Below are 14414 nucleotides of genomic sequence, written 5' to 3'. Positions count from 1 at the left end.
CAAGCCCCGCCCGCGCATCGTCTCCCAGGTCCTCCTCGGCGCCGAGCCCGACTTCCACCTCGACGTACCCGTCCAGGCCACCGCGAAGGTNCTCGAGAAGGCCGGCATGAAGATCGGCGACCTCGACCTGTTCGAGGTCAACGAGGCCTTCGCGTCCGTCGCACTGTCCTGGGCGCAGGTGCACGGCCCCGACATGGACAAGGTCAACGTCAACGGCGGCGCACTCGCCCTCGGCCACCCCGTCGGCAGCACCGGCTCACGCCTGATCACCACGGCCCTGCACGAACTCGAGCGCCGCGACGGCTCCACCGCACTGATCTCGATGTGCGCGGGCGGCGCGCTCGCCACCGGCACCATCATCGAAAGGCTCTGACACCACGATGAAACGCCCACCGATGCTGGACACGCAGTTCACCCGCACGATCATCAAATGGATGTCGAAGTCCAACGTGGTTGCGTACCGGCTCACCGGTGGGCGAATCGGGGGAAAGTGGCGGGTCGGCAGTGCCGCGAAGAACGGGCTGCCGATCTGCCTCCTCACCACCACCGGCCGCAAATCGGGTGAGCCTCGCGTCAGTCCGCTGCTGTTCCTCGAGGACGGCGACCGCGTCATTCTCGTCGCGTCGCAGGGCGGACAGCCGAAGAACCCACTGTGGTACCTGAACCTCAAGGCCAACCCGACCGTGACCGTTCAGATCCGTTCCCGGGTACGCACTCTCACCGCGAACGTCGCCGACGACGCCGAGCGGAGCGAGCTGTGGCCGAAGTTGGTCGCGATGTACCCCGAGTTCGACGACTACCAGTCCTGGACCGACCGGAAGATCCCCGTCGTCGTCTGCTCGTAGTCCGTGTTCGTGGAAATTCCGCCGCCGGTGGCCGACAATGCGAGAAGGATCGCCCGTCGGCCCACCGGCCGCGGGCGCTCCCCTGCCGAACACACGACGGAGAGCGAGATTCGACATGACTGCCGGACCCCAAGATCAGATCCTGGACCGCCGCGAACTCGCGAAGGCGCTGCTCAAGGCGCTCGAAATGAGGCACGAAGTTCTGGACGCGATCGTTGACAGCGACGACCACGCAGGCGCGGTCCGGGCCGTGAGCGGCCTACTCGGTAGTACCGAGGCCAACGCCGAGATGGTGCTCGCGCTGCAACTCGGCCGGCTCACCCGGCTGGAGCGGGACCGGCTCAGCGACGAGGTGCAGAACCTCGACGCGACCCTGAAGTGGCTGCCCGAGCAGCGTCCCGCCGCGACCGGCGTCGGCGTCCACCTTCGCCCGTTCAGCTCCAGTGCCGAGGACGTCGAACTGTTCCGTCGCCGGTCCGCCGAGCAGATCGGCGACGACGGACAGCCGTGGTCGGCGGATCGGGTCGAATCCGAGCGGGCCGAGGGACTGCGCCGCGTCGACGACGAGTCCGCCGCCTGGTTCGTGTGCGAGGACCTCAGTGGTGACAGCCCGCGGAGCGTCGGCCTGGTCTTCGGCGAACTGACCGGCCAGGAAGTGGACATCGCGGTCTGGGTGGATCCGAGTGCCCGCAAGCACGGGTACGGCACCGCCGCGCTCAAGCAGTCGCGCAGTGAGCTCGCCGCATACTTCCCCGGCACGATCGTCGTCGTCCGGAGCCCCTCAGGCGCCTAGCGCATGTGCGCGGGTTCGGTAGCTCCGGCCACCGAACCCGCGCAGCTGCTTACGCCCCGTAGACGGGGGTCGGGACCTCGGCCTTGGCCAGCAGGTCGGCCACGACGGGACCGATCTCCTTGGGATCCCAGCGCTCACCCTTGTCCTGGGTGGGGCCGTGCCGCCAGCCCTCGGCAACCGTGATCTGGCCGCCCTCGACCTCGAACACGCGACCGGTGACGTCCTTCGACTCGGTCGAACCGAGCCAGACGACGAGCGGGGAGATGTTCTCCGGCGCCATGGCGTCGAAGCCCTCCTCCGGGGCCGCCATCGCCTCGGCCATCGCACCGCCTGCGCCGACGGTCATCCGGGTGCGCGCAGCCGGAGCGATCGCGGTCACCGAGACGCCGTAGTTCTTCAGCTCCGCTGCGGCCTGGATGGTCATCTCCGCGATACCTGCCTTCGCGGCGGCGTAGTTGCCCTGACCGATGGAACCCATCAGTCCGGCGCCGGAGCTGGTGTTGATGATCCGGGCGTCGACGGGGCGGCCGGCCTTCGACTCCGCGCGCCAGTAGGCGGCGGCGTGACGGAGCGGCGCGAAGTGCCCCTTGAGGTGCACGCGGATCACCGCGTCCCACTCCTCCTCGCTCATCCCGACCAGCATCCGATCGCGCAGGAAGCCGGCGTTGTTGACGAGGACGTCGAGCCCACCGAAGTTGTCGATGGCGGTCTTGATCAGGTTCTGTGCGCCTTCCCAGTCCGCGACGTCGTCACCGTTGACGACCGCGGTGCCGCCGGCGGCGATGATCTCGGCGACGACCTGCTCGCCGGGGCTGTCACCCGTTGCGCTGCCATCACTGCCGACGCCGATGTCGTTGACGACGACCTTCGCGCCTTCCGCCGCGAACGCCAGTGCGTGCGCCCGCCCGATGCCGCGGCCCGCGCCCGTCACGATGACGACGCGACCGTCTACCAGTCCGCTCACTTCTACTCCACTCACTTGTTCGAATCGGTGTTTGCCGCCGCCAGGAAGGCGGGACGTTCGCCGCCACCGTGGACGGTCAGGGTCGAGCCGCTGACGTAGGACGCCAGCGGTGATGCCAGGAATGCTGCACAGTTCCCGATGTCGTCGGGCCGGGCGAGCCTGCCCAGCGGGACGGTCTCGCCGACGGCGGCGATGCCCGCATCGTCGCCGTAGAACAGGTGCGACTGCTCGGTCTCCACCATGCCGACGACGACCGAGTTGATCCGGACCTTCGGTGCCCACTCGACCGCGAGTGACTGCGAGAGGCTGTCGACACCCGCCTTCGCCGCGCCGTATGCGGCGGTGCCGGGCGACGGCCGCGACCCGCTCACGCTCGAGATGTTGACGATGGCGCCGCCGGTGTCCTGCTTCTGCATCACCGCGTTCGCGGCCTGCGCGACGAGGAGAGGTGAGAGCAGGTTCAGTTCGACGATCTTCGCGTGGAACCGCGGGCTCGCGTCGGCGGCGAGGGCAGAGGGGGAACCGCCCGCGTTGTTGACCAGGGCATCGAGGCGGCCGTGCCTCTCGACGATCCCCTCGATCATCGCCTGCACCTGCTCCGGGTCGCGGACGTCGCATTCGACGAAGTCGACGGTCCGACCGTCCACCTCGATCGCCTCGTCGGCGGGACGCCGGGCGCACGTCACCACCGTCGCGCCTGCCCGCAGGAAGGCGCGGCTGATGCCTGCGCCCACCCCTCGCACGCCGCCGGTGACGAGCACGACGCTGCCGTCCAGACCCAGATCCACCACATACCTCCGCTGTACGCCCCGAGACGGGGTTCGCGTTGTCCCACCGGGACGGGTTCGAGTTGCCCACCCGGGACGGGTTCGAGTTGTTCTGCGGGTCGAGGGTTCCCTCCGTCGCAGCACGCAACGGACTCCGGCTCGACCCGCAGGTGTGCTAACTTACCAAGCAATCGCTTGGTTTGGCGACCTACCTAAGGAAACACGATGGGAATCACCTCCACTTCCGACGGGGCCGGCATCACCACGGTCACCGTCGACTACCCGCCCGTGAACGCCATTCCCTCGAAGGGATGGTTCGAACTGGCGGACGCAATCCGCGAGGCCGGCAAGGACATGAGCACCCACGTGGTGATCCTGCGGGCCGAGGGACGCGGCTTCAACGCCGGCGTCGACATCAAGGAGATGCAGGCCACCGAGGGCCACGGCGCCCTGATCGAGGCCAACCACGGCTGCGCCGCAGCGTTCTCCGCCGTCTACGACTGTGAAGTTCCGGTCGTGGTGGCGGTCAACGGATTCTGCGTCGGCGGCGGCATCGGCCTGGTCGGCAACGCGGACGTCATCGTCGCCTCCGACGACGCCATCTTCGGCCTGCCCGAGGTGGACCGCGGTGCGCTCGGCGCGGCCACGCACCTCGCCCGCCTGGTCCCCCAGCACATGATGCGCACGCTGTACTACACGGCCAAGAACGTCGACGCCCAGACCCTCAAGCACTTCGGGTCCGTGTACGACGTCGTTCCCCGCGAGGAACTCGACGCCTGCGCGCTGAAGATCGCCGGTGAGATCGCTGCCAAGGACACCCGGGTCATCCGCCGGGCCAAGGAAGCCATCAACCGTATCGACGTGATGGACGTGCACACCAGCTACCGGATCGAGCAGGGCTTCACCTTCGAGCTGAACCTGGCCGGCGTCGCCGACGAGCACCGGGACGAGTTCGTCGCCACCGGCAAGCCGAAGTCGAACACCACCGCACCCAAGGGAGAGGGCAACTAATGGCCGAGAAGCGCGACAAGCGCCGCTCACTGGACGAGGCCGTCGCCGGCATCCAGAGCGGGATGACCATCGGCATCGGCGGCTGGGGCTCCCGGCGCAAGCCGATGGCCCTCGTGCGCGCCCTCCTGCGCAGCGACGTCAAGGACCTGACCGTCGTCGGCTACCTGGGCCCGGACCTCGGTCTGCTGATCTCCGCAGGCAAGGTCAAGCGTGCCTACTACGGTTTCGTGTCCCTGGACTCGGCGCCCTTCTACGACCCCTGGTTCGCCCAGGCCCGCGTCGCCGGGACCATCGAGTCCCGCGAGATGGACGAGGGCATGGTCAAGGCCGGCCTGCAGGCAGCCGCCGCGCGCCTGCCGTTCATGCCGATCCGCGCCGGCCTCGGCTCGGATGCGCAGACCGTCTGGGGCGACGAGCTCAAGACCGTCGCGTCCCCGTACCCGGACGCCGACGGCCGCACCGAGACCCTGATCGCGATGCCCGCGTTCAAGCTCGACGCCGCCCTGGTCCACCTGGATCTGGCCGACGAGCGCGGCAACGCCGCCTACACCGGCGTCGACCCGTACTTCGACGACCTGTTCTGCCTCGCGGCCGAGCAGCGCATCCTCAGCGTCGACAAGATCGTCTCGACCGAGGAGCTCGTCAAGTCCGTCCCGAACCAGGCCCTGATCCTGAACCGCGCGATGGTCGACACCGTCACCGAGGCCCCGAACGGAGCCCACTTCACCTTCGCCGGCGGGTACAAGCGCGACGAGAAGTTCCAGCGCCACTACGCCGAGGCCGCCAAGACCCCCGAGGCATGGCAGGCCTTCGCCGACACCTACCTGTCCGGCAGCGAGGACGACTACCAGGCCGCCGTGCGCAAGTTCGCAGAGGAGCAGAACGCATGACCGAGGTAACCCGCGCCGAGTACTGCGCCATCGCGTGCGCCGACCTGTTCGCCGATGCAGGCGAGATCTTCGCCTCGCCCATGTCGACGATGTCGCTCATCGGTGCCCGGCTGGCCAAGCTCACCTCTGAGCCGGATCTGATCATCACCGACGGTGAGGCCCTGATCTTCGCCGAGGCCCCGGCCATCGGCGGCAGCGCGCCGATCGAGGGCTACATCCCGTTCTCGAAGGTCTTCGACGTGGTCGCATCCGGTCGTCGCCACGTGGTGATGGGTGCCAACCAGATCGACAAGTTCGGCAACCAGAACCTGTCCGCGTTCGGCCCGCTGGACAAGCCGACCCGCCAGATGTTCGGTCTGCGCGGCGCCCCCGGCAACTCGATCAACCACGCCACCAGCTACTGGGTCGGCAAGCACTCCACCCGCGTCTTCGCCGACAAGGTCGACGTGGTGTGCGGTGTCGGCTACGACAAGGTGGACCCGGAGAACCCGGCGTTCCGCTTCCTGAACAACTATCAGGTGATCACCAACCTCGGTGTGTTCGACTTCCAGGGTCCCGGCCGCACCTTCCGTGCCGTCACCCTGCACCCCGGCGTCACTGCCGACGAGGTCGCCGAGAACACCTCCTTCGAGGTCGCCGGGCTCGCCGAGGCCGGCGTCACCCGTGAACCCACCGCGGAAGAGCTGCGCATCATCCGCGAGGTGCTCGACCCGAAGAACTTCCGTGACCGCGAGGTGTCGGCGTGAGCGGGCAAGTTCTCCGCACTCCCCTCACCGAACTGGTCGGCATCGAGCATCCGATCGTGCAGACCGGCATGGGCTGGGTCTCCGGCCCCCGTCTGACCGCCGCCACCTGCAACGCGGGCGGTCTCGGCATCCTCGCCTCGGCGACGATGACGTACGACGAGCTCGAAGCGGCGATCAAGAAGACCAAGCAGCTCACGAGCAAGCCGTTCGGCGTCAACATGCGTGCCGACGCGTCGGACGCCGGTCAGCGGTGCGACCTGCTGATCCGCGAGGGCGTCAAGGTTGCCTCGTTCGCGTTGGCGCCGAAGAAGGACCTGATCGCCAAGCTCAAGGACAACGGCATCGTCGTGGTCCCGTCGATCGGTGCCGCCAAGCACGCCGTCAAGGTCGCCTCGTGGGGCGCCGACGCGGTGGTCGTGCAGGGCGGCGAGGGCGGCGGCCACACGGGCGGTGTCGCGACGACGCTGCTGCTGCCGTCGGTGCTCGACGCCGTCGACATCCCCGTCATCGCGGGCGGCGGCTTCTTCGACGGCCGCGGCCTCGCCGCGGCGCTGTCGTACGGCGCCGCGGGTGTCGCGATGGGTACCCGTTTCCTCCTGACCAGTGATTCGGCGGTGCCGGACTCGGTCAAGCAGCAGTACCTCCAGCGCGGCCTGACCGACACCACCGTGTCGGTGAAGGTCGACGGCATGCCCCACCGGGTGCTCAACACCGACCTGGTGAACGCCCTCGAGAAGTCCAGCTATGCAAAGGGACTCGTCGCCGCGGCCAAGAACGCGATGAAGTTCAAGTCGATGACGGGCATGAAGTGGTCGACGCTCGCCAAGGACGGCCTGGCGATGAAGAAGTCGGGCGACCGAACGTGGCAGCAGATCATCATGGCCGCCAACACCCCGATGCTGCTCAAGGCCGGCCTGGTCGAGGGCAACACCGAGGCGGGCGTGCTGGCGTCGGGTCAGGTGGTCGGCATGATCGACGACCTGCCCAGCTGCCAGGAACTGATCGACCGCATCGTCGCGGACGCGGTCAAGCGCATCGACGCCGTGGGCGCGCTGAAGGCCTGAACGGCACCGCCGCTGCACGCCTGAGGACACAGTCCAGACCGGAGGGCACTTTCGACCGGATCAACCCGGCCGAAGGTGCCCTTCAGCCTTTCGCGGCGGCTGCCGCCATGCGGGCCTGCACCTCGGGGCGTCGCAGCGGCGGGACGGTCTGCGGCGGTTGGCGCCGCTCCGGCAGTGCGTCCAACAGCCGCTGCGTGGCCGCTGTGACCTCGGCGACGGCCAGCTCGAACGGCTCGCGCGTGTGGTCGGACAGTTTGTGGATTCCGCTGACCTTCCGGACGTACTGGACCGCGGCGGCCTCGATCTCCTCCGCGGTCGCAGCCGGCTCCAGGCCGCGCAACTCGGTGATGTTTCGGCACATGCCTCGACGGTAACCCCGAAAGCACGCCGCGACGAGCCCCTCCGGTGCGTACCGTGGTGGCCGATGACGCCATCAGGGGGAAACGCATGACCGTCGAACTGTCGCCGCCCGGCTTCACCATCCCGCACCCGAAGTGGCGCGTCCCACTGCTCGGCGACGTGCTCGGGGTCAGTCCCCGCACCCCGGTTCAGGATTCGATGCGGTTCTCCGTCGAACTCGGTCCGATCTTCGAACGCAAGGTGCTCGGCAAGCGTTTTGTGATCGTGTCCGACCCGGACGTCGTGGCCGAACTGTCCGATGAATCCCGGTTCCGCAAGCACCTGACCCCCGCGGTGGCGGCGCTGCGCGGGATCGGTGGCGACGGACTGTTCACCGCGTACACGGAGGAACCGAACTGGCGGAAGGCGCACACTCTGCTCGCCCCGGCGTTCACGCAGTCGGCGATGCGCGGCTACCACGACACCATGGTCGACGTCGCCGCCGAGTTGACCGCCCACTGGGACCGGTCCCCCGGGGCGCCGATCGACGTCTCCTCCGACATGACGACACTGACGCTCGAGACCATCGGCCGCACCGGCTTCAGCTTTCCGTTCGGCTCGTTCGAGCGCACCGAAACGCACCCGTTCGTCGCGGCGATGGTGCGGGCACTGACCGACGCGCAGCGCGCGGTCACCCCGCTCGGCTTGGTGACGACGAGGCGCCGCCGCGCCCGCCACGACGCCGATGTCGCGTATCTCGCGGAGGTCGTCGACGCGGTGATCCGCTCCCGCCGCGGCGCACCGGACGGCACGACCCCGGACGACCTGCTCGAACTCATGTTGCGCGCCGAGCGGGACGCCGACCCTGATCGTGTGGACGAGCTCAACATCCGACACCAGGTGATCACGTTCCTCGTCGCCGGACACGAAACCACCTCCGGTGCACTGTCGTTCGCCCTGTACCACCTCACTCGGCGCCCGGATCTGCTGGCCCGCGCACAGGAGGAGGTGGACCGCGTCTGGGGAACCGACCCGACTGCACGGCCCACCTACGAACAGGTCGCGAAGCTGCGGTACGTGCGGCGGGTCCTCGACGAGACGCTGCGGTTGTGGCCGACGGCTCCCGCCTATGCGCGCGAGGCGATTTCGGACACGACGCTGCGCTGCGGCCACCGGATGGCGGCAGGTGACTGGATGCTCGTGCTGATCCCGGCGCTGCACCGGAACCCGGTCTGGGGGCCGGACGCCGACGAGTTCCACCCCGACCGATTCCTCCCCGAACGTATGCGCGGCCGTCCTCCGCACGCGTACAAGCCTTTCGGTACCGGCGAACGGGCATGCATCGGACGGCAGTTCGCGATCCACGAGGCGATGCTCGTGCTCGGAACCCTCCTGCAGCGCTACGACCTGCGCGGCGACCCGGCCTACCGGCTCCGGGTGCAGGAGCGGCTGACCATGATGCCGACGGGTTTCACCGTCACGGCAACCCGTCGCGCGGGCTCCACTCCGACCACCACCGTCGCCGATCCGGGCGGCCGACCGTCTCACCTCCGGTAGTGTCCGCCCTTGTGAACCTGACACGCGATCGACGACCGGACGCGGGCGGCCCTGGCCGTCCGCGCGATCCGCAGGTCGATCGTGCGGTCCTCGACGCCACCATCGATCTGCTGGTCGCGGAGGGCTACCAGAAGACGACGATCCAGGCGATCGCCCGGCGGGCGCAGGTCAGCGCACCCGCGATCTACCGACGCTGGGCGACTCGCGAGATGATCATCGAGGACGCCATCTTCGGCCTCCAGGACGGCGCCGACGTACCGATTCCCCCGGCGACCGACGACCTGCGCGCGGACCTGTTGGCGTGGACTCGCAAATTCCTCGATCGCACCGCGCACCCGGCGGCCCGCTCGGCCATCCCCGGTCTGCTGTCTGCGTACCACCACCACGACGGGGTCCACGAGCGCCTGGTCGAGCGGGCCGAAGCACCCACCCGCGCGGCACTGGTCGAACGGGTCCTCGGGGCACGTCCGTATGCGGGAGCGCAGGCGGAGGCGACGGTCGAGATTGTGTTCGACATGTTGATGTCGTCCACCATGATTCGCGGTGTCGCGCACGGCTACGAGGGCGCGGACGAGTGGTGCGAACACCTGGCCGACGCGCTCTACGCCGTCATCGACACGCTGCGGTAGCGGCCACCGAACACGAGAACGCCCCGACAGCCCATAGCTGTCGGGGCGTTCTTCGTGCGATCGGGCTACTGCTCGATGCGCTCGATGATCGTGACGTTGGCGGTGCCGCCACCCTCGCAGATGGTGAGCAGGCCATAGCGTCCGCCGGTGCGCTCGAGTTCGTTGAGCAGCGTCGCCATCAGCTTGGTGCCGGTCGCGCCGAGCGGGTGCCCGAGAGCGATGGCGCCACCGTTGACGTTGACCTTCGCCGGGTCGGCGCCGATCTCCTTGATCCATGCGAGCACGACCGGCGCGAACGCCTCGTTGATCTCGATCAGGTCGATGTCCTCGATGGTCAGGCCGGTCTTGGCGAGCGCGTGCTGGGTGGCCGGGATCGGCGCGGACAGCATGAAGATCGGGTCGTCGCCGCGAGCGCTCATGTGGTGGATCCGGGCGCGGGGCTTGAGCCCGTGCTTCGCGACGGCCTCCTCCGACGCGAGGAGCAGCGCGCTGGCGCCGTCGGAGATCTGGCTGGCGACGGCAGCCGTCAGCTTGCCGCCCTCGACGAGCACGTTCAGGCTCGCCATCTTCTCGAGGCTGGTCTCACGCGGGCCCTCGTCGACGGTCGCGTCACCGAGCGGCACGATCTCGTTGTCGAAGCGGCCCTCGGCGATCGCGGCCTTCGCGCGCTCGTGGCTCTGCAGTGCCCACTTCTCGAGGTCCTCGCGGCTGATGTCCCACTTGTCGGCGATCATCTCGGCGCCCTTGAACTGCGACACCTCCTGGTCGCCGTAGCGCTCGGTCCAGCTGGTCGACTCGGACGTCGGCGTGGTGAAGCCATACTCCTTGCCGACGATCATGGCGGCCGAGATCGGGATCTGGCTCATGTTCTGCACGCCGCCGGCGATGATGAGGTCCGCGGTGCCGGACAGGATCGCCTGCGCACCGAACTGGATCGCCTGCTGGCTCGACCCGCACTGACGGTCGACGGTCACGCCCGGGACGTGCTGCGGCAGACCCGCGGCGAGCCACGACATGCGCGCGATGTTGCCCGCCTGGCCGCCGATGGCATCGACGCAGCCGAACACGACGTCGTCGACCTCGGACGCGTCGATGCCGGTGCGCTCGACGAGCGACTTGAGGATGTGCGCTCCGAGGTCGATCGGGTGAACAGTGGACAGGCCGCCGTTCTTCTTGCCGATCGGGGTGCGGATCGCGTCGACGATGTATGCCTCGGGCATGGGTACTCCTACGGTGTCAGTGCTGTGCGTCGGGGCTGGACAGCCCGTCCAGCACGATGGCGAGGTACTGCTTGGCTACGGTTTCCGCGGTCATCGGGCCGCCGGGCCGGTACCACCGGACCGCGACCCACACGGTGTCCCGCATGAATCGGTAGACCAGTTCGATGTCGATGTCGGGCCGGAAGCTGCCGTCGGCGACACCCGATTCGATGACGGACACCCACAGGGTCCGGAACTCCCGGTTGCGTTCGGTGATGTAGGCGAACCGCTCGTTCCCGACGAGGTGCTTGGCCTCGTCCTGGTAGATCGCGACGGCGGCGTGCGAACTGTCGATCGCCTCGAACGACGCGACCACGAGTGCCTCGAGGGTGGCGCGCGCGCCGAGCCCGGACTCCGTGATGACGCTGTAGCGTCCGAACAGGTCGTCGAGGAATCCGCGCAGGATCTCGTCGACCATCGACTCCTTCGAGTCGAAGTGGTGGTACAGGCTGCCGGACAGGATTCCCGCCGCGTCGGCGATGTCGCGGACCGTGGTTGCGCGGGTGCCGCGCTCCGCGAACAGCGCGGCCGCGAGGTCGAGCAGTTCTGCTCGACGGCCCGACTTGGCGGCAGTTTCTTCGGCGCGGGGCGATGGGCTCACCTCGCCACCATACCAACCAAGCAATTGCTAGGGTAGACGGATGGTCGAGTCGTCACGCTGCGCTGTCGTCACCGGTGGGACCGGCGGAATCGGAATCGAAGTCGTCCGGCACCTGGCCGCGGCAGGACACCCCGTCGCACTCACGTACCGCAGCAACTCCGAACGCGCCGACGCCGTCGTCGCCGAGGTCGCCGACGCCGGAGGTCGCGCCCGTGCGGACCGCGTCGACCTCACCGACAGCGCCGACGTCGCGGACTGGACGAACCAAGTCCGCACCGACTTCGGCGAACCGTCCGTCCTCGTTCACGCCGCGGGCCCGCACATCCCGATGGTCCACCTGTCGTCCGTGTCCCCCGACGTCTACGCCCAGCACCTGAACGCCGAGGCCACCGCCTTCTTCGCGGTCGTGCACGCCCTGCTGCCTGCCCTGCGTGCAACCCAGGGTTCCGTCGTCGCGGTGACGACCGCCGCGACCGACCGCTTCCCCGCCCGCGACGGACTGTCGTCCGGGACGAAGGGCGCCGTCGAGGCGCTCGTTCGCGCCTTCGCCGTCGAAGAGGGCCGGTACGGAGTCCGATTCAACGCCGTTGGCCCCGGCATGCTCACCGACGGCATGGCCGAACGACTCATCGGCAGCGCAGACCTCGACGAGCGCGCACTCGCGGTCGCGAAGAGCCGAATCCCGTTGAACCGCTTCGGCCGTGCCACCGACGTCGCGGCGGCCGTCGCGTTCCTCGTCAGCGAGAATGCGGGCTTCGTCACCGGCCAGAAGCTGAACATCGACGGCGGCTACACCGCCTGACCCCGCTCCACCGTTCTTCCCCCTCAACCTGAATGGCCCATTGATTCAGTCGAACTGAATCAATGGGCCATTCAGGAAAGGTGCATGAAGGCCGGCCGGGTGCCGAGTGCCTACGCGCGCTGGCTGGAGATGGAGACGATCTCGCCGGTGAGGTATGTGGTGTAGTCGCTCGCGAGCATGGCGATGGTCGCGGCGATCTCCCACACCTCGGCGGCGCGGCCGTATGCCTCGCGGGAGGCGAGGGTGTCGAGCAGTTCGTCTCTGGTGACCTTCGCGAGGAACGGGTGCTTCGCGATGGACGGGGCGACCGCGTTGATGCGGACGCCGTACTCGGCGGCCTCGATCGCGGAGCAGCGGGTCAGCGCCATGACGCCTGCCTTCGCGGCGGCGTAGTGCGACTGCGAGTGCTGCGCGCGCCAGCCGAGGACCGACGCGTTGTTGACCAGGACGCCGCCGTGCTCGACCGACTTGAAGTATCGCAGCGCCGCGCGGGTGGCACGGAAGGTGCTGTTCAGGGTGATGTCGAGGACGCGGTCCCACTGGTCGTCGGTCATGTCGACGATCGGGGTCTCGCCGCCGAGGCCTGCGTTGTTGACGAGAACGTCGATGCGGCCGAGCTTCTCGGCGGCACCTGCGATGAGGGCATCGACCTGTTCGGTGCTGGAGACGTCGCACACGAACGACTCGATCTGCTGTCCACCGAATTCGGCGGCGAGCTTCTCGACGGTCTCGCCGAGGCGACGCTCGTGGAAGTCGGAGACGAGGACGTCGCCGCCCTCGAGGAGTGCGCGACGGGCGGTGGCGAAGCCGATGCCGGTGCCTGCGGCCGCGGTGACGACGACCTTCTTGCCCTTGAGCAGGTTGTGGCCCTCGATCTCGGCGGGGGCGACGGACAGGGGCGACTGGACTGAGGTGGTCACGGGCGTGCCTCTCGGGGAAGGCCGAGCACCCGCTCGGCGATGATGTTGCGCTGGATCTCGTTGGATCCGCCATAGATGGTGTCGGCGCGGCTGAACAGGAACAGTCGCTGCTCGTCGCTGAGGTCGGCGTCGGCTCCGAAGGGCCCGTCGCCTGCGAGCAGTCCGTCGGCGCCCGCGACCTCCATCGCGAGTTCACCGAGGCCGCGATGCCAGTTGGCCCACAACAGTTTCGCGACGGACGCCTCGCCGCCGTTGCCGGTGGCATCGACCGAGGACAGGGTGCGCATGGCATGCGCGCGCATCACCTGCAGGCCCATCCACGCGCGCGTCAACTTGTCCTTGATGACGGGATCCTGGGCGGCGCCGTTGCGTTCGGCCTGCTCGACGATGGCGGCGAGTTCCTTCTCGAACCCGACCTGCTGGCCGAGAGTGGAGATGCCACGCTCGAAGGTGAGGGTGCCCATAGCGACGGCCCAGCCCTGGCCGGGCTCGCCGACGACGAGGTCTGCGTCGGTGCGGGCGTCGTCGAAGAACACCTCGTTGAATTCGGAGGTGCCGGTGAGTTGGAGGATCGGCCGGACCTCGATGCCCGGCTGGTCCATCGGGACGAGCAGGTAGGACAGGCCCTTGTGGCGCTGCGATCCGGGTTCGGTGCGCGCGACGACGAAGCACCACTGTGCGACGTGCGCGAGGGAGGTCCACACCTTCTGCCCGTTGATGCGCCACTGGTCGCCGTCGAGTCGGGCGGACGTGGTGACGCCGGCCAGGTCGGAGCCGGCATTGGGTTCGGAGTAACCCTGGCACCACAGTTCGCTGACGGTATTGATTCCGGGCAGGAAGCGGCGCTTCTGCTCCTCGGTGCCGAACGCGATGAGCGTCGGGCCGAGCAGTTCCTCGCCGAGGTGGCTCACCCGCGCCGGAGCGCCCGCACGGGCGTACTCCTCGTGGAAGATCACCTGCTGGCTGATGGTTGCTTCCTTGCCGCCGTACTCCTTCGGCCAGCCGAGGCAGGTCCATCCGGCCGAGGCGAGGTGCCGGTCCCACGCGAGGCGCTCGTCGAACGCCTCGTGCTCGCGACCCGGCCCGCCGAGGCCTTTCAGTCCGGCGAACTCGCCGGTCAGGTTGTCGGCCAGCCACTCACGGACGGTGGCGGCGAACTTCTCGTCGTCTACTGCTGTTCCCAGCCCCTGGCTTGCATCCACATCGGTAGAGTAACCTACCAAGCAC

16 protein-coding genes and 1 pseudogene are annotated in these 14414 nt (G+C 68.6%); 10 read left to right on the top strand and 7 right to left on the bottom strand.

Going from position 1 to position 14414, the window contains the following annotated elements; all coding sequences use genetic code 11:
• The 3 genes and pseudogenes from RHCRD62_RS05415 to RHCRD62_RS05405 all read left to right on the top strand — a co-directional run.
• Nucleotides 1–373, top strand: a pseudogene (locus tag RHCRD62_RS05415) (steroid 3-ketoacyl-CoA thiolase); the annotation flags it as partial.
• Nucleotides 374–380: 7 nt separating this feature from the next.
• A complete protein-coding gene (locus RHCRD62_RS05410; RefSeq protein ID WP_050063669.1) occupies nucleotides 381–845 on the top strand; it encodes a nitroreductase family deazaflavin-dependent oxidoreductase in 465 nt (154 codons plus the stop codon).
• Between the two features lie 115 nt (nucleotides 846–960).
• A complete protein-coding gene (locus RHCRD62_RS05405) occupies nucleotides 961–1638 on the top strand; it encodes a GNAT family N-acetyltransferase (protein WP_050063668.1) in 678 nt (225 codons plus the stop codon).
• A gap of 49 nt (nucleotides 1639–1687) precedes the next feature.
• Here the strand turns inward: RHCRD62_RS05405 and RHCRD62_RS05400 are convergent, their stop codons facing one another.
• Both RHCRD62_RS05400 and RHCRD62_RS05395 read right to left on the bottom strand, forming a co-directional pair.
• The gene (locus tag RHCRD62_RS05400; RefSeq protein ID WP_050063667.1) at nucleotides 1688–2602 is read right to left on the bottom strand and encodes an SDR family oxidoreductase; all 915 of its coding nucleotides are present in this window, start codon (nucleotides 2600–2602) and stop codon (nucleotides 1688–1690) included.
• Nucleotides 2603–2613: 11 nt separating this feature from the next.
• Nucleotides 2614–3390 carry an SDR family oxidoreductase gene (locus RHCRD62_RS05395; protein WP_050063666.1) on the bottom strand — a complete coding sequence of 259 codons (777 nt, stop codon included), beginning with the start codon at nucleotides 3388–3390 and terminating at the stop codon, nucleotides 2614–2616.
• Nucleotides 3391–3594: 204 nt separating this feature from the next.
• Here RHCRD62_RS05395 and echA20 point away from each other — a divergent pair, with 204 nt between their 5' ends.
• From echA20 to RHCRD62_RS05375, 4 genes are read left to right on the top strand one after another with little or no spacing between them, the layout of a single operon-like run.
• Entirely contained in the window at nucleotides 3595–4380 is a 786-nt protein-coding gene (echA20, locus tag RHCRD62_RS05390; RefSeq protein ID WP_050063665.1) for a (7aS)-7a-methyl-1,5-dioxo-2,3,5,6,7,7a-hexahydro-1H-indene-carboxyl-CoA hydrolase, read from the top strand.
• Nucleotides 4380–5270, top strand: a complete 891-nt coding sequence (locus RHCRD62_RS05385) for a CoA transferase subunit A (protein ID WP_050063664.1) — start codon at nucleotides 4380–4382, stop codon at nucleotides 5268–5270. The genes echA20 and RHCRD62_RS05385 overlap by 1 nt, the downstream gene beginning before the upstream one ends.
• Nucleotides 5267–6016 (top strand): CoA-transferase subunit beta, encoded by a 750-nt coding sequence (locus RHCRD62_RS05380; RefSeq protein WP_050063663.1) that lies wholly within the window; start codon nucleotides 5267–5269, stop codon nucleotides 6014–6016. Before RHCRD62_RS05385 ends, RHCRD62_RS05380 begins: the two co-directional genes overlap by 4 nt.
• On the top strand, nucleotides 6013–7080 hold the full coding sequence (locus tag RHCRD62_RS05375) for an NAD(P)H-dependent flavin oxidoreductase (protein ID WP_050063662.1): 1068 nt from the start codon (nucleotides 6013–6015) through the stop codon (nucleotides 7078–7080). The genes RHCRD62_RS05380 and RHCRD62_RS05375 overlap by 4 nt, the downstream gene beginning before the upstream one ends.
• A gap of 82 nt (nucleotides 7081–7162) precedes the next feature.
• Here RHCRD62_RS05375 and RHCRD62_RS05370 read toward each other — a convergent pair whose 3' ends face one another.
• Entirely contained in the window at nucleotides 7163–7441 is a 279-nt protein-coding gene (locus RHCRD62_RS05370) for a DUF2277 domain-containing protein (RefSeq protein ID WP_050063661.1), read from the bottom strand.
• Between the two features lie 86 nt (nucleotides 7442–7527).
• Between RHCRD62_RS05370 and RHCRD62_RS05365 the strand changes: the two genes are divergently transcribed.
• Together RHCRD62_RS05365 and RHCRD62_RS05360 are read left to right on the top strand one after the other, a co-directional pair.
• A complete protein-coding gene (locus RHCRD62_RS05365; RefSeq protein WP_084734094.1) occupies nucleotides 7528–8976 on the top strand; it encodes a cytochrome P450 in 1449 nt (482 codons plus the stop codon).
• Between the two features lie 11 nt (nucleotides 8977–8987).
• A complete protein-coding gene (locus tag RHCRD62_RS05360) occupies nucleotides 8988–9605 on the top strand; it encodes a TetR/AcrR family transcriptional regulator (RefSeq protein ID WP_253277205.1) in 618 nt (205 codons plus the stop codon).
• Between the two features lie 65 nt (nucleotides 9606–9670).
• On the opposite strand, the gene RHCRD62_RS05355 is transcribed toward RHCRD62_RS05360, so the two are convergent.
• Together RHCRD62_RS05355 and RHCRD62_RS05350 are read right to left on the bottom strand one after the other, a co-directional pair.
• Nucleotides 9671–10825, bottom strand: a complete 1155-nt coding sequence (locus RHCRD62_RS05355; protein WP_050063660.1) for an acetyl-CoA C-acetyltransferase — start codon at nucleotides 10823–10825, stop codon at nucleotides 9671–9673.
• A gap of 16 nt (nucleotides 10826–10841) precedes the next feature.
• A complete protein-coding gene (locus RHCRD62_RS05350) occupies nucleotides 10842–11465 on the bottom strand; it encodes a TetR/AcrR family transcriptional regulator (protein ID WP_050063659.1) in 624 nt (207 codons plus the stop codon).
• 40 nt (nucleotides 11466–11505) lie between these two features.
• Between RHCRD62_RS05350 and RHCRD62_RS05345 the strand changes: the two genes are divergently transcribed.
• Nucleotides 11506–12267: an SDR family NAD(P)-dependent oxidoreductase gene (locus tag RHCRD62_RS05345; RefSeq protein ID WP_050063658.1), complete on the top strand. Its 762-nt coding sequence runs from the start codon at nucleotides 11506–11508 to the stop codon at nucleotides 12265–12267.
• A gap of 110 nt (nucleotides 12268–12377) precedes the next feature.
• Here the strand turns inward: RHCRD62_RS05345 and RHCRD62_RS05340 are convergent, their stop codons facing one another.
• Nucleotides 12378–13187, bottom strand: coding sequence for an SDR family oxidoreductase (locus RHCRD62_RS05340; protein WP_050063657.1), 810 nt, complete (start codon nucleotides 13185–13187; stop codon nucleotides 12378–12380).
• The gene (locus RHCRD62_RS05335) at nucleotides 13184–14389 is read right to left on the bottom strand and encodes an acyl-CoA dehydrogenase family protein (protein WP_050063656.1); all 1206 of its coding nucleotides are present in this window, start codon (nucleotides 14387–14389) and stop codon (nucleotides 13184–13186) included. Before RHCRD62_RS05335 ends, RHCRD62_RS05340 begins: the two co-directional genes overlap by 4 nt.
• Between the last annotated feature and the right edge of the window lie 25 nt (nucleotides 14390–14414).

The organism is Rhodococcus sp. RD6.2 (assembly GCF_001040705.1).
In the GTDB taxonomy this organism is placed as follows: domain Bacteria; phylum Actinomycetota; class Actinomycetes; order Mycobacteriales; family Mycobacteriaceae; genus Rhodococcus_G.
This window is presented reverse-complemented; position numbering and strand designations above follow the sequence as displayed.